This window comes from Pleurocapsa sp. PCC 7327 (assembly GCF_000317025.1).
Taxonomy (GTDB): domain Bacteria; phylum Cyanobacteriota; class Cyanobacteriia; order Cyanobacteriales; family Microcystaceae; genus Hydrococcus.
The window spans coordinates 3118919-3139247 of record NC_019689.1; the positions used below are offsets into that span (position 1 = coordinate 3118919).

The 20329-nt window shown below is 46.5% G+C and carries 18 protein-coding genes and 1 pseudogene; 8 read left to right on the top strand and 11 right to left on the bottom strand.

What is annotated here, in order from left to right; genetic code table 11:
- Positions 1-57 precede the first annotated feature (57 nt).
- Entirely contained in the window at positions 58-1155 is a 1098-nt protein-coding gene (locus tag PLE7327_RS14000) for a 6-pyruvoyl-tetrahydropterin synthase-related protein (protein ID WP_041392155.1), read from the top strand.
- A gap of 305 nt (positions 1156-1460) precedes the next feature.
- Here PLE7327_RS14000 and PLE7327_RS14005 read toward each other — a convergent pair whose 3' ends face one another.
- The gene (locus PLE7327_RS14005; RefSeq protein WP_015144462.1) at positions 1461-2315 is read right to left on the bottom strand and encodes a YafY family protein; all 855 of its coding nucleotides are present in this window, start codon (positions 2313-2315) and stop codon (positions 1461-1463) included.
- A gap of 518 nt (positions 2316-2833) precedes the next feature.
- On the opposite strand from PLE7327_RS14005, the gene mnmE reads away from it, so the two are divergent.
- A complete protein-coding gene (gene mnmE, locus PLE7327_RS14010) occupies positions 2834-4207 on the top strand; it encodes a tRNA uridine-5-carboxymethylaminomethyl(34) synthesis GTPase MnmE (RefSeq protein ID WP_015144464.1) in 1374 nt (457 codons plus the stop codon).
- 14 nt (positions 4208-4221) lie between these two features.
- Here the strand turns inward: mnmE and PLE7327_RS14015 are convergent, their stop codons facing one another.
- Both PLE7327_RS14015 and psbA read right to left on the bottom strand, forming a co-directional pair.
- Entirely contained in the window at positions 4222-4737 is a 516-nt protein-coding gene (locus tag PLE7327_RS14015) for a molybdopterin-dependent oxidoreductase (protein ID WP_051036446.1), read from the bottom strand.
- Positions 4738-5198: 461 nt separating this feature from the next.
- Complete coding sequence (gene psbA, locus PLE7327_RS14020) at positions 5199-6281, bottom strand: photosystem II q(b) protein (RefSeq protein ID WP_015144465.1); 1083 nt, start codon at positions 6279-6281, stop codon at positions 5199-5201.
- 132 nt (positions 6282-6413) lie between these two features.
- Here psbA and cofG point away from each other — a divergent pair, with 132 nt between their 5' ends.
- Entirely contained in the window at positions 6414-7379 is a 966-nt protein-coding gene (cofG, locus tag PLE7327_RS14025; RefSeq protein WP_015144466.1) for a 7,8-didemethyl-8-hydroxy-5-deazariboflavin synthase subunit CofG, read from the top strand.
- A gap of 2 nt (positions 7380-7381) precedes the next feature.
- Here the strand turns inward: cofG and hisA are convergent, their stop codons facing one another.
- The 3 genes and pseudogenes from hisA to PLE7327_RS14035 form a co-directional block, all read right to left on the bottom strand.
- A complete protein-coding gene (gene hisA, locus PLE7327_RS14030; RefSeq protein ID WP_015144467.1) occupies positions 7382-8155 on the bottom strand; it encodes a 1-(5-phosphoribosyl)-5-[(5-phosphoribosylamino)methylideneamino]imidazole-4-carboxamide isomerase in 774 nt (257 codons plus the stop codon).
- Between the two features lie 47 nt (positions 8156-8202).
- Positions 8203-8328 (bottom strand): annotated as a pseudogene (locus PLE7327_RS23530) (winged helix-turn-helix domain-containing protein); the annotation flags it as partial.
- A 15-nt stretch (positions 8329-8343) separates the two neighbouring features.
- A complete protein-coding gene (locus PLE7327_RS14035) occupies positions 8344-9408 on the bottom strand; it encodes a TrkA family potassium uptake protein (protein WP_015144468.1) in 1065 nt (354 codons plus the stop codon).
- Positions 9409-9570: 162 nt separating this feature from the next.
- Between PLE7327_RS14035 and PLE7327_RS14040 the strand changes: the two genes are divergently transcribed.
- A complete protein-coding gene (locus tag PLE7327_RS14040) occupies positions 9571-10830 on the top strand; it encodes an aspartate aminotransferase family protein (RefSeq protein WP_371265301.1) in 1260 nt (419 codons plus the stop codon).
- 123 nt (positions 10831-10953) lie between these two features.
- On the top strand, positions 10954-11544 hold the full coding sequence (locus PLE7327_RS14045; protein WP_015144470.1) for a hypothetical protein: 591 nt from the start codon (positions 10954-10956) through the stop codon (positions 11542-11544).
- A gap of 2 nt (positions 11545-11546) precedes the next feature.
- On the opposite strand, the gene PLE7327_RS14050 is transcribed toward PLE7327_RS14045, so the two are convergent.
- Positions 11547-12929, bottom strand: a complete 1383-nt coding sequence (locus PLE7327_RS14050) for an aspartate aminotransferase family protein (RefSeq protein WP_015144471.1) — start codon at positions 12927-12929, stop codon at positions 11547-11549.
- Between the two features lie 46 nt (positions 12930-12975).
- Positions 12976-13497, bottom strand: a complete 522-nt coding sequence (locus tag PLE7327_RS14055; protein WP_041393331.1) for a pentapeptide repeat-containing protein — start codon at positions 13495-13497, stop codon at positions 12976-12978.
- Between the two features lie 102 nt (positions 13498-13599).
- On the opposite strand from PLE7327_RS14055, the gene PLE7327_RS14060 reads away from it, so the two are divergent.
- Positions 13600-14067: a YraN family protein gene (locus tag PLE7327_RS14060; protein WP_015144473.1), complete on the top strand. Its 468-nt coding sequence runs from the start codon at positions 13600-13602 to the stop codon at positions 14065-14067.
- On the top strand, positions 14061-14240 hold the full coding sequence (locus PLE7327_RS24435; protein WP_144266128.1) for a hypothetical protein: 180 nt from the start codon (positions 14061-14063) through the stop codon (positions 14238-14240). The genes PLE7327_RS14060 and PLE7327_RS24435 overlap by 7 nt, the downstream gene beginning before the upstream one ends.
- 6 nt (positions 14241-14246) lie before the next feature.
- Here the strand turns inward: PLE7327_RS24435 and PLE7327_RS14065 are convergent, their stop codons facing one another.
- On the bottom strand, positions 14247-15122 hold the full coding sequence (locus PLE7327_RS14065; RefSeq protein WP_015144474.1) for an SDR family oxidoreductase: 876 nt from the start codon (positions 15120-15122) through the stop codon (positions 14247-14249).
- A gap of 74 nt (positions 15123-15196) precedes the next feature.
- Here PLE7327_RS14065 and PLE7327_RS14070 point away from each other — a divergent pair, with 74 nt between their 5' ends.
- Positions 15197-16705 (top strand): UbiD family decarboxylase, encoded by a 1509-nt coding sequence (locus PLE7327_RS14070; protein ID WP_015144475.1) that lies wholly within the window; start codon positions 15197-15199, stop codon positions 16703-16705.
- 124 nt (positions 16706-16829) lie between these two features.
- Here PLE7327_RS14070 and pntB read toward each other — a convergent pair whose 3' ends face one another.
- Complete coding sequence (gene pntB, locus PLE7327_RS14075) at positions 16830-18269, bottom strand: Re/Si-specific NAD(P)(+) transhydrogenase subunit beta (RefSeq protein ID WP_015144476.1); 1440 nt, start codon at positions 18267-18269, stop codon at positions 16830-16832.
- 79 nt (positions 18270-18348) lie between these two features.
- Positions 18349-19956, bottom strand: coding sequence for a Re/Si-specific NAD(P)(+) transhydrogenase subunit alpha (gene pntA, locus PLE7327_RS14080; protein ID WP_015144477.1), 1608 nt, complete (start codon positions 19954-19956; stop codon positions 18349-18351).
- Between the last annotated feature and the right edge of the window lie 373 nt (positions 19957-20329).

The window sequence follows — 20329 nt, forward strand, 5'->3', positions numbered from 1 at the left end:
TGAGATTCCATTCGCGATCCAAAGAACTATAACGAAGGATGGAATGCTTTTCAAGCCATGCGTGCCTTCAGCGACCGACCTCTTTATCCGGATCTCAAGGCACTGACATCAAACAACTATCCCCCTCTATCTTTCTATATCGCCGGAAGCTTAGGTTTGCTCGTTGGCGACAATATCATTGCCGGACGCATCATTTCTTTTGTAAGCCTTTTAATTATTGCCATAAATATCGGACTGATTGTCCAGCGACTCGGTAAATGGAGTTTAATTGCCCTATTTTCTGCTGTTGTGTTTCTCGCCTACATGGCAGGACATCACTACGAATATATTGGCATGAACGATCCGCAGATGTTAGCCCATGCTATTCAGCTAATTGGTTTTCTCGTGTTTTTGACTAGCAATCAAACGGATGGACTATTGATTCTGTCACTGGTGATTATATTCGTCGGCGGTCTAGTTAAGCACAATCTCCTCACACTGACGCTTGCGATTACGCTGTGGCTCTTTTTCTACAAGCGTCGGAGCTTTTATGTTTGGTTGGCTGCTTCGCTCGCGATGCTCGTCGGCTGTCTAGGACTATTTTACTCGATCTACGGCTCCAACTTTTTCACAAGTCTCTTGGCTGCTGCTCGCCATTGGGGACTGGGAAACATGGCGGAGCATCTGGTGGAAAGGCGGTTCACTCCCTTGCTCCTTTTACTTGCTTCAGGTTCGATCCTCCTAGCGATTGACTATACTAATCGTTACACACAATTGATAGCCTTTTACGTTTTATTGGCAGGTATCTGGGGCATTTACATTTCTGGGGGTGCAGGAGTGAATTTCAAAGCAATATTTGACCTAATCATTGGTCTCACGCTCATGAGTGGGCTTGCCATCCAACGTTTTGGGGAAATGTTTTCAAGGCTAAACATTTTGGATCGAAAAACGCCAAAGTCCTCTTTGGTTCGGATTACCGGAATGTTCGTTCTCTGCTTAACAGTGCTATTCACGATACCACAAAGAGGGGTAGACCTTTTGCTTTTCCTAGGAAACCTAGAGAATGAAAAAGCATTGGTTGCACAGGATATTGCCTTCATTGCAGCCCATGATGGACCCCAGCCATGTGTGAGGATCTCGCGCTTTGCTACTGGGCTGAAAAATCGTTCGAGGTAGATGTTTTCAATACTGGTCAAAAGCTAAAAACAGGTGCGTTAGATGAACAGGAATTGACTAAGCTTCTAGAGACCCACTACTTCGCAATTATTCAGGTCGGCGAACGGTATGGTAGTCCCAGTCTATCTGGAAGCGTTAATAAGCAAATTCAAGCAAATTATGAGATCCGGCCTTCGAGTCGCACAAGTGGTGTCTTCCTGTTACCAATCGCTATGCAGAAAGCGGCTGTCTAATAATCTTCATGAGTATCCTCTCAGCTACTTGAGGGGATTTATATATAAGTACATTATACTCATTATCCCCATTTATTCTTTATAAATAGCGAGATCGTACTGTTGTGCCATCATTTGTACTTTCATTTTTATGCGATCGCGCACGCTGTCTGGCGAAACAATTACGCAATTTTCTCCATTGGCTAAAACTTCTTGCATTAGCCAAAAGGTGTTGAAAACTTTTCGAGTGACTTTACAAATACCGTCAAAAGTCCAAATTTCTACATCTTCTGTCCGTTTTTGATACCTTTTAGCTGAATCTCCCCAAAAATGTAATTTCACTAAAATAAAGTCTAAATTCTTACGCCAAATTTTATTTACAGGTAAAATATTAATAATGCGATCGAGACGGAAGCAGCGGTTGTGAACTAGGGCAAGAACTTCCTCGCTACCCGATGTCTCTTCGCACCACGCAACTAGATAAAACTCTTTTTCAAAGAATTGTAGATCTGCCCAGCGAACGGTAAAAGTTTCTTCTAATCCTTGTGAATTCAGATATAACAGCAGAAAAGGCTGTTGTTTTTGAATTTGTTCTTCGAGAATTTTGCGCCAAATTTCCGTTGGCTGACTAATCTGTCTTAAGAGGGATTGACGTAAAAAGGGTTCTAAGCTGCCTCGCTCGAACAAGAGTTCGGTCAAAAGCTGGGCATCTTTGATTTCTCCAGAATTTATCAGTGCTTTAATCGCTTTAATTAAAGCTTGTAATTGCAATTGAGTAAGGACAAACGGTTCGCCAACTTCTAATTCTTGCTGCGCGATCGCGGCGATTAAGCCAGATGGACTGGGACTTTTACCCCAAAAGATATTAAAACGACGGGCGATCGCTTCTAGTTTCTCTTTGGTTCCTGGTGAAATAGACAGTGTAATTGTCTCTTTTTTGCGCGACATTGAAAATTTATAATTACAAATTTCAAGAAAATACGAGTTATCTCTGATAACTGCATGTAAATTTTACACTAGCCATATTTTCGCGAGGATACATAAAAATTAATGAAAATAAGTCAAGAAAAATTAAGAAAGATATCTTTTCTGATTTTTGTTGCGGTTGTTTGCCTATGATAATTAGAAATTAACCCCTTGGTTTTGAAAATTTGTAAGGATTCGCCATGAAACTTTCACAGAACTCTCATTTAGCTAACTCGATTGGCTGGTTATTAGTTTTGGCACTGACGAGTATAGGAGTAGTTCTCTTGATGGCTTTAGAACTAGGTGTTTCTTAATCGACAGGGTTGTTTGCTAGAAGAAAATTCTGAGAAAAGCATTTATAACATAAGTAATAAGGAGCCAGAAACAAATTTTCTGACTCCTTAATTTTTAGCAGTTACTTTTAATGTAATTAGGCGATCGCAAATAAGCTCAAAGGCTGATTTTGTTATTTTTACAATAGAAGCCCATAAGATAAATCCATGTTAGTTCGAGGAGATACCATCGCCGCGATCGCAACTGCTATCGTTCCCCAACAGGGAAGTATCGGCATCGTGCGCTTATCTGGCGCAAAAGCCATAGAAATTGCCCGTACTCTCTTTGATGCCCCAGGAAAGCAACCGTGGGAAAGCCATCGCATCCTCTACGGTTACATTCGCCATCCCAAAACCAAACAACTGGTAGATGAAGCTTTATTGCTGATTATGTTAGCGCCTCGTTCCTATACCTGCGAAGATGTCGTGGAATTTCACTGCCACGGCGGTATTATCCCCGTCCAGCAAGTCTTACAATTGTGCCTAGAATTAGGAGCAAGATTGGCGCAACCGGGTGAATTTACCCTGCGGGCATTTCTCAACGGACGCATCGATCTCACCCAAGCAGAAAGCGTAGCAGAATTAGTTGGGGCGCAGTCTCCTCAAGCTTCCCAGATAGCCCTAGCAGGATTACAAGGAAAACTCGCCCATCCCATTCGCCAGTTGCGGGCAACTTGTTTGGATATTCTTGCCGAAGTCGAGGCGAGAATCGATTTTGAAGAAGATTTGCCACCTTTGGATGAAAACGAGGTTCGCGCTAGCCTAGAAGTAGTATTGCGCCAAGTTAAAGATATTCTCGCCACCGCAGATAGGGGCGAATTGCTGCGTACTGGATTAAAAGTTGCCATCGTCGGTCGTCCCAACGTGGGAAAATCAAGTTTGTTGAATGCTTGGAGTCGCAGCGATCGCGCGATCGTGACCGATCTTCCCGGAACGACTCGCGATGTAGTAGAATCTCAATTAGTCGTCGGTGGCATTCCCGTCCAGGTGTTAGATACGGCGGGAATCCGAGAAACAGAGGATACTGTCGAGAAAATTGGCGTAGAGCGATCGCGCCATGCTGCCCAAGTTGCCGATCTAATTTTACTTACTATAGATGCCCAAGCAGGTTGGACTGACCAAGACGAGGAAATTTATCAACAAGTCAAAAACCGCCCGCTAATTCTTGTCATTAATAAAATCGATCTCGCTACTGCTGAATCGACAAAATATCCATCACAAATTAAGCATTTTGTCAAGACTGCGGCTGCTAAAAATGAGGGAATTGAGAGTTTAGAAAAGGCTATTTTAGAGATAGTTCGAGCTGAAAATTTAACAGCAGCTAATTTAGACTTAGCGATTAACCAAAGACAATCTGCTGCCCTAACCCGCGCCAAAGTTGCCCTAGAACAAGTGCAAGAAACAATTAACGCTCGACTTCCTCTCGATTTCTGGACAATCGATCTTAGAACTGCTATTCAAGCGCTGGGAGAAATTACGGGTGAAGAAGTAACAGAATCGGTGTTAGATCGTATTTTTAGCCGTTTTTGTATTGGGAAATAAACAATAGTCCTTAGTTAAGTAACCGTGACTGGATGGCTGATTATACCCCCATACAAATATCCTTTTTCATTAAAAAAAGGCACGCTCGCGGGCTGAGTATTTCCTTTATCGTCGGTTGCCCTAGCTTGTAATTGATAAGTTCCTTTCTGAGGAGACCAATCTATACCCCAGCGTACCCAAGCGCGATCGAAATTAGGTTGGTGCAATCTCGCCTGTTGCCAGCTTCGACCCCCATCCAAACTCACCTCTGCCTTGGCAATCGTTTCTTGACCCGACCACGAACGCCCGCGTAGAAGATATTGACCCGCACTTAATTTAGCATCCCAGGGCAACTCGAAGGCACTCTTGACCACTTGAGTTGTTATAATCTTCCCCAAAGCAGGCGAACCTGGTTCGGGTGGGTATTCTGGTCCGATCAAAACGTATTCTTTGGTATTCCACTCGCTATAGAGAGGTTGTTCAGAAACCTGAATCGAGCCAACCCACTTAACAGAAGCAATCCCAGCCCAACCTGGAACTAAGACTCTCACGGGAAATCCATCATACTCGATCGAGAGAGCGATCGCTTTTTTTACATCAAACTCAATTATCGAAGAGTTAAGATAATCTTTAATTTGGTTTTAAATTTTTTTTACAAGCAAACTCTCAACCATACCAATTCGCAATCAATTTAACTTTACATAGCTTAATGTCCGAGCCAGTTCTAGTTGCTTTAACATTGGACATTTATTTAATGGGGCGTTAGTAGATAGCGATCGCAAATACTTTAGTCTCAATTAAAAACCAGACAAAGGGCGATCGATTGCATTAGGAAAAGTCTTTTGGGCAGAAGATCCGAATCGGCTGCGATCGCAGAGCTTGTCGTCTAGGAAACGAACCAATACCAAGTTATTGCATTGAAAAGTTGCCCTCTTTCCAATTCAAAAATATAACCAAAAAAAGCGCCTCCTCCAGGAGACGCCTTTTGTGTCAATTAACTAGACTCAGAGCCTTAGCCATTGATAGCAGGAGCACTCAGAGCTACAGGAGCCATCTCGCCGCTAGCTAAGTCTAAGGGGAAGTTGTGCGCGTTGCGCTCGTGCATCACCTCAAATCCTAAGTTAGCGCGGTTGAGCACATCAGCCCAGGTGTTGATAACCCGACCTTGAGAATCTAAGATCGACTGGTTGAAGTTGAAACCGTTGAGGTTAAACGCCATGGTGGAAATGCCCATCGCGGTGAACCAGATGCCAATCACTGGCCAAGCACCTAAGAAGAAGTGTAGGGCGCGGCTGTTGTTGAATGACGCATATTGGAAGATCAAGCGTCCGAAGTAGCCGTGAGCTGCTACGATGTTGTAGGTTTCTTCTTCTTGTCCGAACTTGTAGCCGTAGTTCTGAGACTCGGTTTCGGTGGTCTCGCGGACTAAGCTAGAAGTGACCAAGCTGCCGTGCATGGCAGAGAACAGAGAACCGCCGAAGACACCAGCCACTCCCAACATGTGGAAGGGGTGCATTAGGATGTTGTGCTCGGCTTGGAAGACGAACATGAAGTTGAAGGTGCCAGAGATTCCTAAAGGCATGCCGTCGGAGAAGGAACCTTGTCCGATGGGGTAGATCAGGAAGACTGCCGTCGCTGCCGATACTGGCGCGCTGTAGGCTACGCAGATCCAAGGACGCATGCCCAAGCGGTAGCTCAACTCCCACTGACGACCCATGTAGCAGAATACTCCCAACAGGAAGTGGAAGATCGTTAGCTGGTAGGGTCCGCCGTTGTAGAGCCATTCGTCGAGAGAGGCGGCTTCCCAAATCGGATAGAAGTGCAAGCCGATGGCGTTCGAAGAAGGCACCACCGCACCGGAGATGATGTTGTTGCCATAGAGCAGAGAACCAGCTACGGGTTCGCGGATGCCATCGATGTCTACCGGGGGAGCGGCGATGAAGGCGATGATGAAGCACGTGGTTGCAGTTAGCAGGGTTGGGATCATGATGACGCCGAACCAACCGATGTAGATGCGGTTGTTGGTGCTGGTGACCCACTGGCAAAACTGCTCCCACAAAGAAGCGCTTTCGCGCTGCTGTAAGGTTGTTGTCATTTGCCTATGATTCCTATTCCTTTTTCAAGGTTCTTGATGAATGATTATTCATAATGTTAAGAGAATGAATAAGTTTTGTAAAGTAATTTAAGCAAAAATGTGCTTATGTAAACTATAAACTAAGCTTATCATATGTTTTTATCTCGGATTGTTACCTACAGCGCTGCCTACACGATCGTTCCTACTTACGAATGCTTCAATCGCTGCACCTACTGTAATTTTCGTGCCGATCCCGGTCGAAGTGCTTGGTTGACACTCGCAGAGGTTGAACGGAAGCTAGAGTATCTCCTCTCACAAGGAATTTGCGAGATTCTCGTTCTCAGTGGCGAAGTGCATCCCGATTCTTCTCGAAGAGATGCTTGGTTTCAAAGAATCTACGACATCTGTCAGCTAGCTTTGTCGGGAGGATTTCTTCCTCATACTAATGCGGGACCTCTCAGTTTTCAGGAGATGCAACAGCTCAAGCAGGTCAATGTATCCATGGGACTAATGCTGGAGCAGCTAACGCCAAACCTGTTGGAAACCGTGCATCTTCACGCTCCCAGCAAGGTTCCCGAACTGAGATTGCAACAATTAGAATGGGCAGGGAAATTAAAAATTCCTTTTACGACGGGTTTATTATTGGGAATAGGAGAAAGGGAAGGCGATCGCATCGAAACCCTAGAAACCATTGCCCAAATTTATCGCCAATGGGGTCATATACAAGAAGTTATCCTACAACCTTACAGCCCCGGCGATCGCCAGAGTTTTACCGCATCAGCTTTCAATTCTCATCACTTACCAGACCTCATTGCCAAAGCGAGAGATATTCTTCCCCAGACCATTACCATACAAATTCCTCCCAACCTAATCCCAGACGCTAGCGTTTTGTTGGACTGCCTAGAAGCTGGCGCGAGAGATTTGGGCGGAATTGGTCCTAAAGATGAAGTCAATCCCGATTACCCCCATCCTCACCTGCAAAGACTTAGAGAAATTTTAGAACCAGTCGGATGGCAATTAGTGCTGCGCTTGCCCATTTATCCCCAGTATTACGATTGGTTATCGCCTCAATTGCGAGGGGCAGTCGCGGCGTGGGAAGGTAAGCTGTTACATTTCTAATACTACGCCAACGTCGAAGACCCAAAATCGGGCGGGATATCTTGCCATCGTCCCGAACCGACGGCGCGGACGGCTTCAGAAAGCTTGACATCTCCAGTATAAAGGGCGCGACCGACAATAACGCCAGTTACGCCTACTGGTTCGAGAGATAATAAACTCAGTAAATCAGTCAAAGAACTGACTCCGCCAGAGGCAATAATGGGTATATCGACGGCTTCTGCCAATTCTCTAAGGGCGACTTTATTGGGGCCCGTTAACGTTCCATCTCGGTGAATATCGGTATAAATAATCGCCGCGACCCCTTGTTGTGCCATTCGTCTTGCGAGTTCGGTAGCATCGACTTCTGACGTTTCCAACCAACCCCGCGTCGCAACCTTGCCATTGCGAGCATCAATTCCGACAACGATTTTCTGAGGAAATTCCCCGCAAAGTTGGGCGACCAGCTGAGGATTTTCTACCGCGACGGTGCCTAGAATAACGCGATCGACTCCTAAAGCGAGTAGCTGACTGGCGCTATCGCGATCGCGCAACCCTCCGCCTACTTGTACGGGCAAGGACACGGCTTTGACAATCGCTTCAACTGCTTTTAAATTAGCGGGTTTGCCTTGTTTGGCGCCATCTAAATCGACGACGTGCAAGCGCGTGGCTCCCTCTTCAACCCATTGTCTCGCCACTTCGACAGGATTTTCATTAAAAACTTGCGATCGCGTATAATCGCCCTGATACAAGCGCACGCATTTTCCATCTAATAAATCGATCGCGGGAATGACTTCCATCTGCTCTATCCTAAGTTCCTCAATCCTTTCATAACTATTATCTAATCCTACTCGCGCAAGACGTATCCGACTCCTCGGACAGTTTGAATGACACGGTTCTCTTGTTGAGCTTCTAACTTGAGGCGTAAATAGCGAACGTAGACTTCGATGATATTCGAGTTGCCCATAAAGTCTTAATTTTTTATAGGTTATTGCTTTTTGGGCAATCGCAGGGGAGAAGAAGAACGAATGGGCAGCAAAATTTGCGTCAGGCTGCGTAACTGTTCTGGCGTGCCCATGCAGATGAGTAAATCTCCTGCCATGAGAACGGTATCGCCTGTCGGTCCGCCGATGAGCGTCCCGTCAGCGCGACGAACCGCCAAAACCAACGCTCCAGATTGCGATCGCAGTCGTGCTTCGCTCAACGTTTGCCCCACGCAAGGGCACGTCTTGGGATCGATGAGAAATTCTTCCATATAAAAAGCACTATTCGTCCCTGTAAGAATGCCATCGACAAAATCCATCACTTGTGGTCTGAGGGCCGCGGCTGCCAAGCGTCTGCCTCCGGTAATATAAGGGGAAACGACTGCGTCTGCGCCCGCCCTTTGAAGTTTTTGGACGGCCTCTTCGGTACTGGCGCGTGCGATCGCGCGAATTCTGGGGTTGAGAGTTTTGGCAGAGAGAACCGTGTAAAGATTCTCGGCATCGGAAGTCAGGGCAGCGACGATACAGGCTGCTGTGTCAATTTTAGCCGCTAAAAGCGACTCATCTAAGGTCGCATCTCCGAGGATAACCCGATAACCCAACCCTTTGGCTTTTTCGATTTGTTCGGGATCGGAATCGACCAATACAAAAGGAATGCCTTCTGCTTGAAACTCTAGCGCCACCTGACGACCCGTGCGTCCGAATCCGCAAACAATATAGTGTTCTACTAACGTTTCTATCAAGCGTTTCTCCTGCCTCCGTCGAATGCCTGCTTGAAAATATCCTTGAATGAGAGCCTCGGTAAACCGATTGACGATATAACCAATGGTAATCAACCCCATCACAATTAAAACCATCGTAAAGAGACGACCCCGTTCTCCCAAAGGATTGATTTCACCAAATCCCACAGTCGCCAGCGTACTCATGGTCATGTAAGCGGCATCTAACCACGTCCATTGTTCTACAAACCGATACCAGAGGGTACCGATGAGAAAAACGATCCCTAAGGCAACGACACCACCGATAAGTTCTTGTCGCAGTCTCCGATATTTAGGGTCGAGTGCAGCCAATGTCGTTATACCTCAATCAAAATGTTTGTTTGTGGATACTATTTAGTCAGTTAAGATGAAATATTGTTTAAATGCGATCGAAACGAATTTTTTCCCGCACTCTGATTAAAATTGCCCATAGACCTTAACGTTCGTCAGGAGTCAGCCGTGAGTCCAGAAGCCTTGCTTAAAAATCCCTCAGCTATCCCCGAATCGGATTTCAATCAAGAGGAATTCGATACCTATGTCATGAACACCTATGCTCGTTTTCCCATCGCCATAGCACGAGGAGAGGGATGTCGCTTGTGGGATACACAAGGACGCGAGTATCTAGACTTCGTTGCTGGAATCGCTACCTGTACGTTAGGGCACGCTCACCCGGCTTTGGTTGAAACAGTAACCAAGCAAATTCAAAAGCTGCACCATGTTTCTAATCTTTTCTACATTCCAGAACAAGGAGAACTCGCCAAGTGGATTGTAGAACATTCCTGTGCCGATCGCGTATTTTTCTGCAACTCTGGGGCTGAGGCGAATGAAGCAGCTATCAAACTGGTACGCAAGTATGCCCATACGGTTTTAGATTTCCTGGAACAGCCCGTCATTTTAACCGCCCAAGCCAGCTTTCACGGACGTACCCTAGCCACGATTACCGCCACCGGACAGCCGAAATATCAAAAGGATTTCGAGCCGCTAGTTCCCGGCTTTGAATACGTTCCCTACAACGATCTCGAAGCGATCGAAAATGCCATTACCGATCTCGATGAGGGTAACCGTCGGGTTGCTGCTATCATGCTCGAACCTTTGCAGGGAGAAGGCGGCGTTCGTCCCGGCGATCTCGATTATTTCGTGCGTCTGCGGAAAATTTGCGATGAAAATAATATCCTTTTAGTGTTCGATGAAGTCCAAGTTGGGGTAGGACGCACGGGGAAACTATGGGGCTATGAAAATCTGGGAGTCGAACCGGATATCTTTACTAGCGCCAAAGGACTTGCAGGCGGTATTCCTATCGGGGCAATGATGTGCAAGAAATTCTGCGATGTCTTTGAACCGGGAAACCACGCTAGCACTTTTGGGGGCAATCCCTTCGCCTGTGCTGCGGCACTAACCGTGTTGCAGACGATAGAGAAAGATAATCTTCTGCAAAACGTACAAGTGCGGGGAGAACAATTGCGATCGAGTTTGTCTACAATTGCAGACAAATTTCCTAATCTCTTTACAGAAGTGCGCGGCTGGGGAGCGATCGATGGAATGGAAATCAATGCAGATATCCCATTAACCTCAATGGATATCGTCAATGCAGCTATAGAAGAAGGCTTGTTAATAGCACCAGCCGGACCGAAAGTTTTGAGATTTGTTCCGCCATTAATTGTTTCCGAAGCAGAGGTCGATCGCGCGATAGAAATGCTGGAGAAGGCGATCGCCAGAGTCAGTGCGCAAACTTAGATCTTGCACCAGCTTTTCATCCCACCAAGAAATAAATTTCTTGGCTTAGAGCTAAAGTAACAAAATATATCCCAAGTGCCAAAATAATGGTGTTGATGAGGAGGTTTTCTAAGGCTCTAGTTTATGCTTTCACAAATCGTTCGCCCTCTGGTACAAACTCAAATTCGCTTACTGGCTAATTCTCAGAAAACTCGTGAGACTTTACTGGAAACCGTTTCCCGCTGGCTTAGCTATCTGGGCGTTCGGGCTTGTGTGACTCATCTGGCTCCTCAATCTGACAAAATTCACGTTTGTCTGAGCGTCAGCAAGCCCGAATCCTGCGACGCGAGCGATTGGCAGAAAATTCTTCAGCATCTAGAACAAAGTCCTCAAACCGATGAATTCTCCTCAGATACCTACGATCGCATGAGTCTATCCCAGCAAAATAAGTTAGCTCGGTTACTCGCTTACTTAATCCAAGCTGGCACAGAACAGCCGAGTAACTGGGACGAGATCTCCCCGCAGCTAGAGCGTCTAAATTTAGATAAGTCAATACTTGCAGGCATTAAATCGGCTCTCAAAGTTCCTCAATCCCCAGACCAGTTACTCAAAGGATTGGAACCCGATCTAGCTGCGATCGCGCTGCCCATAGCAGTTAGCATTGTTTGGCTCGATCGCAGCATTAATCAAAAAGAAAATAGCGCTCTCATGGCATTATTGGAGGCAATGAAATAAATTTAGGCTCTTTTAAGCGCCTGTTTCACTAAAGTACTGCTAAAATCCCAAATCGTACCGGGATAGCGATGGCAGTCTGCCAAAACATCTTCAAAGGCGTTAACAAAAGCACTCACCTCTTTCTCGGTAATAATCAGCGGCGGAAGGAGTTTTATGACATTCATATTATGTCCTGCCACTTGCGTGAGAATCCGATGGCGTTGAAAGAGAGGAACGGTAACGAGCTGGCTGAAGAGTCCTTTCTGTGCCGTTTCTAGCATCGTCCAGCCTAGCTTGAGTTTGAGCGATCTCGGCGCGCGGAATTCCAAACCGAGCATCAATCCCTTGCCTCGTACCTCATAAAAGCATTCATACTTTTCAGTCAACGGTTGCAATGCCTTCGTAAAAGCCTCGCCCATCCGCGCTGCATGTTCAATTAAATTTTCCGCTTCTAAAACGTGAAGCGTTGCCAGTCCCGCTGCCATTGCCAGGGGATTTTTGCCGAAAGTAGAACCGTGAACTAAGGCTCGATCCATGCGGTGAAACACCCGCTCAAAAATCATGCCCCGACAGAGAACCGCACCCACAGGAACGTAACCGCCCGATAGCGCCTTGGCGATCGCAATCATGTCCGGTTCGATCCCCCAGTGTTCAAAAGCAAAAAACTTGCCAGTTCGTCCCAATCCCGTCTGTACTTCATCCGCTACCATCAAGGTGCCGTACTGGCGACACAGCCGTTGTGCTTCGGTAAAATAGTTATCGATTGGCAGATTAACCCCTTTTCCTTGAATTGGCTCGAAGAAGAACGCAGCCACATCTCCAGTCGCAATTGCTCTAGCCAGTGCGTCGATATCTCCAAACGGGATGCTCTCGCAGTCGGGTAACAGCGGTTCAAACCCCTGGCGAAATTCTTTAGCGCCGTTGAGCGACAAAGAACCATAGGTTAAGCCATGGAAGGCATGCTCGCAATAAAGAATGCGCGATCGCCCCGTCGCATAGCGAGCAAACTTGATAGCAGCTTCGATCGCTTCCGTGCCGCTGTTGGCAAAAAAACAGCGATCGAGCGACTTAGGAGCCTTTGCCAACAGCGCTTCAGCCAACATTCCCGGCAATAAGGCGCAGTCGAATTGAACTAACGCGGGAAGATCGGCGTCCAAGACATCGGCTAAAGCCTTTTTGACGACGGGATGGTTGCGTCCGAGGGCAAATACCCCAAAACCAGAGAGAAAATCTAGATAGCGATCGCCCTCGCCATCGATGAGATAGGCACCTTCGCCCCGTTCGTAAAAGCGATCGTAGCCAATCGTATTGAGAACGCGAACTAACTGAGCATTGAGATACTTGCGGTGAAGGCGATAGTTCTCACCCCGCCGCTTTTCGATTTCCTGAAGTAGATTGAAGGACATCGAGCGCTCAAAGCAAAAGTCAGGAGTTAGTAAATACTAGAAAGTTTTAAAAGCAATTTAAAGTATCGCGGGTGTTTCGTCCCGTTACTGGATTGGTTCCCCTTGCGATTTCGCATAATTTTTTCTCGGTATCGGGGCGCAACAAAACATCGGTAAAGTCCGCCCCGTCGATAATCGCTCCATTAAACAGCGTATTAGTAGCAAAAGCGCCGACTAATATAGCATTGGTGAAGTTGGCGCGAACTAATCTCGCCGATTCTAAATCGGCACCAGTGAGATCCGCGCCCTCGAAATTGGCTGATTCCAAATTAGCGGCGAAGAAACGGACACCTTGCAATTTTGCGTTACTAAAGTTGCTCCCTCGCAGATTGGCGTGATCGAAAATAGAATCGGTCAAATCTTGACCGGAAAAGTCATTTTCGACTAAATTTCGTTTGCCATAATCGATCGCCCAAGCAGGTGCGGCAATTGGGTTGAAAACCAATGCGATCGCGATTAATAAGATCGGTAATGTGCGCGCGATCGCAGTAAGAATGGAAGTTCGTTGATTCTGGGTGCGGTTCGCCATCGCGGTTAACATATAGAGAAAGTTTTCTTGAAAAACAGTAAACTTAAAAGGGTTTGTTTTAGGCTAGATATCTGTCATCCTATCAAGAATTGCCTCTCGTTTATGACCCGCGATCGCCAATCGAATCATAAAATCGGCAGACTGGGAGAACGATTAGTGTCGCAATGGTTGGAGTCACGGGGTTGGATAACGCTACATCATCGCTGGTATACCCGTTGGGGAGAAGTTGACGTAATTGCCCAAGCTAAATCCTCCAATGCGCTAGCCTTTGTTGAGATCAAAACTCGCGGTCGAGGAAACTGGGATAGTGAGGGAATTTTAGCGATTACTGCCCACAAACAGGCAAAACTTTGTCATGCAGCCGCACTATTTCTAGCCGAACATCCAGATTTAGCCGAGTTTTCTTGTCGCTTTGACGTGGCTTTGGTTAGCTATCATAAAAGTCAGATTTGCTCGAATAATCTGACAGATAAGCGCGATCGCGCTATCGTTCTAGGACAACCGATTATCTTGGCAGAATATCAGATGATTTTACACGATTATATCGAGTCAGCTTTTGATTGTTGTTAATAGTTCAACTTAAGCGCACCCTCTTTTGCGATCCCAATGCAGCGGCAAATATAAGACACTTGGCGATGGGAATACCCATCAATAAAGCCTATCGAGTATCCAAAGCAGTAGCTGGAGTTGGTAGAAAGCCATCACTTGCTGCTCCCGCAGAAGTGATGGGAGTATTCACGTGAAAATAATTAACCTCCCAAATAACGGCGCAGGAAGCTTTCTAGCGACTCCAATTTGATATTGTAAATGGACTCAAGATGAGCAATTTCTTGAGGGGTGCAGAAAAATTCGTTTGCCAACAGCGTCCGCAGCGTACCGAGGGAACGTTGGGTTTGAGGACTGAATAATCCTATTGCAGACCGCAAACCATCGAATATAAATAGGGGAGCATTAATAACAATTGGTTCCTTGTTAAATAGGCGGGAAAAAATTCGGGGAATATCTTCTCGTTTGAGAACGTCGGGTCCGCCGACAGGCAAAATCTGATTTCTTGCTCCTTCAACGCTAACCGATGCGATCGCAATTTTAGCAAGATCGTCTGTACTAATAATCGACGAACGATTTTTGGGATCGCCGATGAGTAAATAAATCCCAGTCTCGCGAAATCGTTCTGCCAAAGGAAGCAGGTTATTCGCAAATCCAGAGGGACGTAAAATCGTATAATTTAACCCGCTAGCGACGAGATATTTTTCGACTTCTCGCTTTGCCTTGAAGACGGGCGCATCTTCATATCCTCTATCTACCCCCAAAACGGATATAAAGACGAAATGCTTAACATTGTTGGCTTTTGCTTGGTCGATTAATGCTATATTGGCTCGATAGTCTAGTGCCTGCGGATCGCCATTGGAACCGTGGGCGCTAATAATATATTCGACTCCCTGACAAGCCTTCTCAATATCTCGATCTTGTCGCAAATCGCCGATAAAAATTTCTGCCCCTCGATGTTCTAATTCTTCGTAACGAGAAAACAGCCGTACAAATGCTCGCACGGGAGTTTCTTGTTCTCTGAGTTGCCTGACGATGCGACGACCTAGCGATCCCGTTGCCCCAGTGACTAAAAACATGAACGAGCACCTCTATCTAATTTCTACTAACTTGGTATAAGTAGACCAATTTGAGCGCTTTAACTATTTCAATTATGGCAAGAGACTTGCGGGGATTCATCAAACTATTGGAAGAAAAGGGACAACTGCGACGCATTAGCGCCCTGGTCGATCCCGATCTCGAAATTGCCGAGATTTCTAACCGAATGCTACAAGCAGGAGGTCCTGCCCTACTGTTTGAAAATGTCAAAGGCGCATCCTTTCCCGTTGTCATTAACTTGATGGGAACGGTAGAGAGAACTTGCTGGGCAATGAACATGCAGCATCCCGAAGAGTTAGAGGTACTGGGAAAGAAACTGGCAATGCTGCAACAACCCAAACCTCCGAAAAAGTTGTCTCAGGCGGTCGATTTTGGGAAAGTTCTCTTCGATGTCCTCAAGGCAAAACCGGGAAAAAGTTTTTTCCCGCCTTGCCAGCAAGTGATAGTCGAAGGAGATAATTTAGATCTCAACAAAATTCCCCTCATTCGTCCCTATCCCGGCGATGCTGGCAAGATTATTACGTTGGGATTGGTCATCACCAAAGATTGCGAGACGGGAACGCCCAATGTAGGCATATATCGCTTACAACTCCAGTCGAAAACTACCATGACCGTTCATTGGTTGTCGGTACGCGGCGGGGCAAGACATCTACGCAAAGCGGCGGAGAGAGGGAAAAAGCTAGAAGTTGCGATCGCTCTCGGCGTCGATCCTCTCATCATTATGGCAGCCGCTACCCCCATTCCGGTAGATCTCTCAGAATGGCTATTTGCTGGGTTATACGGCGGTTCGGGCGTGCAGTTGGCCAAATGCAAAACTGTCGATTTAGAAGTGCCCTCAAACTCAGAAATTGTCTTAGAAGGAACGATTACGCCAGGAGAAGTCTTGCCCGACGGGCCCTTTGGCGATCACATGGGATATTATGGCGGCGTGGAAGATTCGCCTCTGATTCGTTTCCACTGCATGACCCATCGCCAAGACCCAATTTATCTGACCACCTTTAGCGGTCGTCCTCCCAAAGAAGAGGCAATGATGGCTATTGCCCTCAACCGAATCTATACGCCGATTTTGCGCCAACAAGTTTCAGAAATTACTGACTTTTTCTTACCAATGGAGGCACTCAGTTACAAAGCAGCGATTATCTCCATCGACAAAGCCTATCCAGGACAAGCAAAACGGGCGGCATTGGCATTTTGGAGCGCTTTACCCCAATTTACCTATACCAAGTTTGTTATTGTTGTAGATAAAGATATTAATATCCGCGATCCGCGTCAAGTTGTTTGGGCAATTAGTTCTAAAGTTGACCCGTCAAGAGATGTTTTTATTCTGCCAGAAACGCCATTTGATAGTTTAGATTTTGCTAGTCAAAAGATCGGTTTGGGCGGCAGAATGGGCATCGATGCGACAACTAAAATCCCTCCCGAAACCGAACACGAATGGGGCGCAGTTTTAGAGTCCGATCCCGATGTGGCGGCAATGGTCGATCGCCGTTGGACAGAATATGGATTAGCGGATTTAAATTTGCAACAAGTCGATCCTAATTTGTTCGGGTATGAGATGAGATGATTGAATTTCGCTCAATTTTCAATTGACGGGGAAAAGGGAAGGGAGAGACGTTTATAGATTATATCGATTATGGATCTTTTTTCCTTCCCCTTCCCTCGATCGCTTTAAAACACTATCATCGAACTCACGTTGCCACTAACACTTTTTCTGGGGTAACGCCTGCGCCCTCGCGCAAGTGAACTAGGAGGGCATCTACATTCTTCTTTGCATCGCCAAAGAGCATTTGTGTATTCTCTCTGTAGAATAAGGGATTCTCGACTCCTGCATAACCACTTGCCATACTGCGCTTCATGACAACTACATGAGCAGCTTTCCAAACTTCTAGCACGGGCATCCCGGCAATGGGACTGTTTGGATCTTCCAGGGCGCTGGGGTTTACGGTATCGTTAGCCCCAATCACCAGCACCACATCTGTTTTGGGAAAGTCCTCGTTGATCTCGTCCATTTCTAGAACGATATCGTAAGGCACTTTTGCCTCCGCTAGCAGTACGTTCATATGTCCGGGAAGTCGTCCCGCTACAGGATGGATGCCAAAGCGGACGTTAACGCCGCGATCGCGTAAAATCTTAGTAATCTCCGATACGGCGTGCTGTGCTTGGGCAACTGCCATGCCATAACCGGGGGTAATAATAACGCTCTTGGCATTGCGTAACAGTTCGGCAGTTTCTTCAACCGTCGTCGAATTGACTTTACCCGCAGGTTTTTGTTCTCCTGTCGCAGCGGTTTTGCCTGCCCCTTCGCCAAAACCGCCCAGAATCACGCTAATAAAGGAGCGATTCATAGCACGACACATAATATAACTCAAAATCGCGCCGCTACTGCCGACTAGCGCCCCTGTGATGATGAGCAGGTCGTTAGATAGCATAAATCCTGCTGCCGCTGCTGCCCAACCGGAATAACTGTTGAGCATGGAAATCACGACTGGCATATCCGCACCGCCAATAGCTGCTACCAGATGTATTCCTAGGACGCAAGCAATTCCCGTCATGATTAATAAGGGTTGCAGTCCGTTGGGAAACTCTGCGCCCATAAATTGAAATCCCAGCCACAAGGAAGCGACTAACATGCCCAGATTGAGCAAGTGGCGTGCTGGCAGCATCAATGGTTTGCTGCTAATAATAGCTCGCAGTTTCCCGAAAGCAACTATCGATCCTGTAAAGGTGACTGCTCCGATGAAGACTCCGACATAGATTTCAATTTGGTGAATGGTTTCTTCTGTCCCGACTAAAGAAGGATCGGGGCTGAGATAATTAGCTACCCCCACCAGCACGGCTGCCAAACCGACAAAACTGTGGAGCATTGCCACCAATTCTGGCATTGAGGTCATGGCAACGCGAGAAGCCACGATCGCGCCGATAATGGCACCCGGCAGGATTACAGAAACTAAAAGCCCGTATCCTGTTACCTGGGGACTCAACGCGGTCGCGACAAAGGCAATTAGCATCCCGATAATGCCGTAAATATTACCTTTACGCGCCGTTTCCTGATGCGATAATCCCCCCAGACTCAGAATAAATAAAGCACTTGCCGCAATATACGCAACTGTTGTTAAGCTATTTGACATAATTTCCTTTTTTGTTAGTTATTAGTTGTTGGTGATTAGCGATCGGTTATTTGCTTCCCGCTAACCACTAACCAATCTCTTATTTGCTAAACATCCTCAGCATCCGTTGGGTAACGAGGAAGCCACCAGCAACGTTAATGGTTCCTACCAAAACCGCGATCGCGCCCAAGATCGTGGTTGGCGAATTCAGAGAACCCGAAATCTGAAGCATGCCGCCTATAATGATGATGCCGCTAATCGCATTCGTCACGCTCATCAAAGGCGTATGCAGCGCTGGCGTTACACTCCAAATCACCTGCCAACCGATGAAGCAAGCGAGGACGAATACCGTGAAGTGCGACAGGAACGATGGCGGCGCAATAGCTCCAACTCCAAATAGCGCTAAACCTGCCAGTACAATCCAGAGCAAGCCGCTAATTCCCTTTTTTTGAGTTTCTTTTGCGGCTACCGTTGAAGTAGTTGCTTGGGATTGAGAGGTTGCTTGGGTTTGGGGAGAGGGAGTACTGGGTTTCGGTGGGGGCCAAGTGACTTTTCCTTCGTGAAGTACTAAAGCACCTCGAACGACTTCGTCTTCAAAATCTACCTTATAGTCTTCTGCCCCGCCCATGTCTTTAAGTAGATGCCAAAGATTGGTGCCATAAAGCTGACTCGACTGAGTTGCCATGCGACTGGGCAAATCTGTTAACCCAATAATGGTTACTCCTTTGTAACGATAAACCTCTCCTGGCTTTGTTACTTCGCAGTTTCCTCCCTGTTCCGCCGCCATATCGACAATGACGGAACCATCCTTCATGCTCGATACCATTTCCTCGGTAATCAGACGCGGGGCGGGTTTTCCTGGAATCAGTGCCGTAGTAATGATAATGTCTACGTCTTTCGCTTGCTGGGCAAACAGCGCCATCTCGGCTTCGATGAATTCCTTGCTCATCACCTTGGCGTAACCGCCTTCGCCCGTTCCTTCTTCTTTAAAGTCCAGTTCCAAAAATTCTGCGCCCATGCTCTCGACTTGCTCTTTCACTTCGGGGCGAGTATCGAAAGCGCGAACGATCGCTCCCAATCCTTTAGCGGCTCCAATCGCAGCCAGTCCGGCTACGCCAGCACCAATTACTAAAACTTTGGCTGGCGGCATTTTTCCGGCTGCCGTAATCTGTCCGGTAAAGAAGCGCCCAAAGTGATTGGCTGCCTCAACTACCGCCCGATAGCCAGCGATATTTGCCATCGAACTGAGCGCATCCATTTTCTGAGCGCGGCTAATGCGCGGCACTGCATCCATCGCTAATACGGTAGCTCGGCGAGCGGCTAGCTTTTGCAGTAGTTCTTGATTTTGGGCGGGCCAGATAAAACTAATCAGGGTTCCCCCTTCAGGAAACATTTCGACTTCTTGAGGTTCGGGCGCGCGCACCTTTAAAATAATATCTGATTCTGCCCAGAGCGTTCGAGCATCGGGAACAATCCGACACCCTGCTTCTGTGTAAGCTTCATCGGAGAAATTCGCAGCCACTCCCGCACCTGACTCAATGAAAATTTCAAAACCTAACTTTTGGAGCTTCTTAGCTGTATCGGGTGTAACGGCAACTCGGCACTCGTTAGGATAAATTTCTTTAGGTACGCCGATTTTTTTAGGCTTTTTAGATTGCAAGGCAGAGTTTTCGTCTGTCTCAAGCTCTTTTGGGACAGCTACAGTCATATTAAGTTTCTCCTTTGTTACTGACTTAAACGATAATCCTTCAAATCGTTAAATTGTTCGAGAGCCATTTGCGTTTTTATTTGCAAATTTTGAATAAGAATAATGACTCTTTTACAAAATAGAGCGTTTTTTTACGAATTGACAAATGCTCATATGCTACAGCACTCCTAAAAATTTTGGCAAAATCTTTAGAATGCTTTTAGATGTTGATTTTTTTTACGGAGTAGTAATCCCGATTACCCTACCATTTCTAACATAACATTACAGATTATTCTTTTGTATTGAATAACGTTAATTTACATAGACTGATTATTGATTGTCTATAAAGAAAAGAGACTTATTTGTTGTCTAACCTTGTCTAACCTAATCTTAA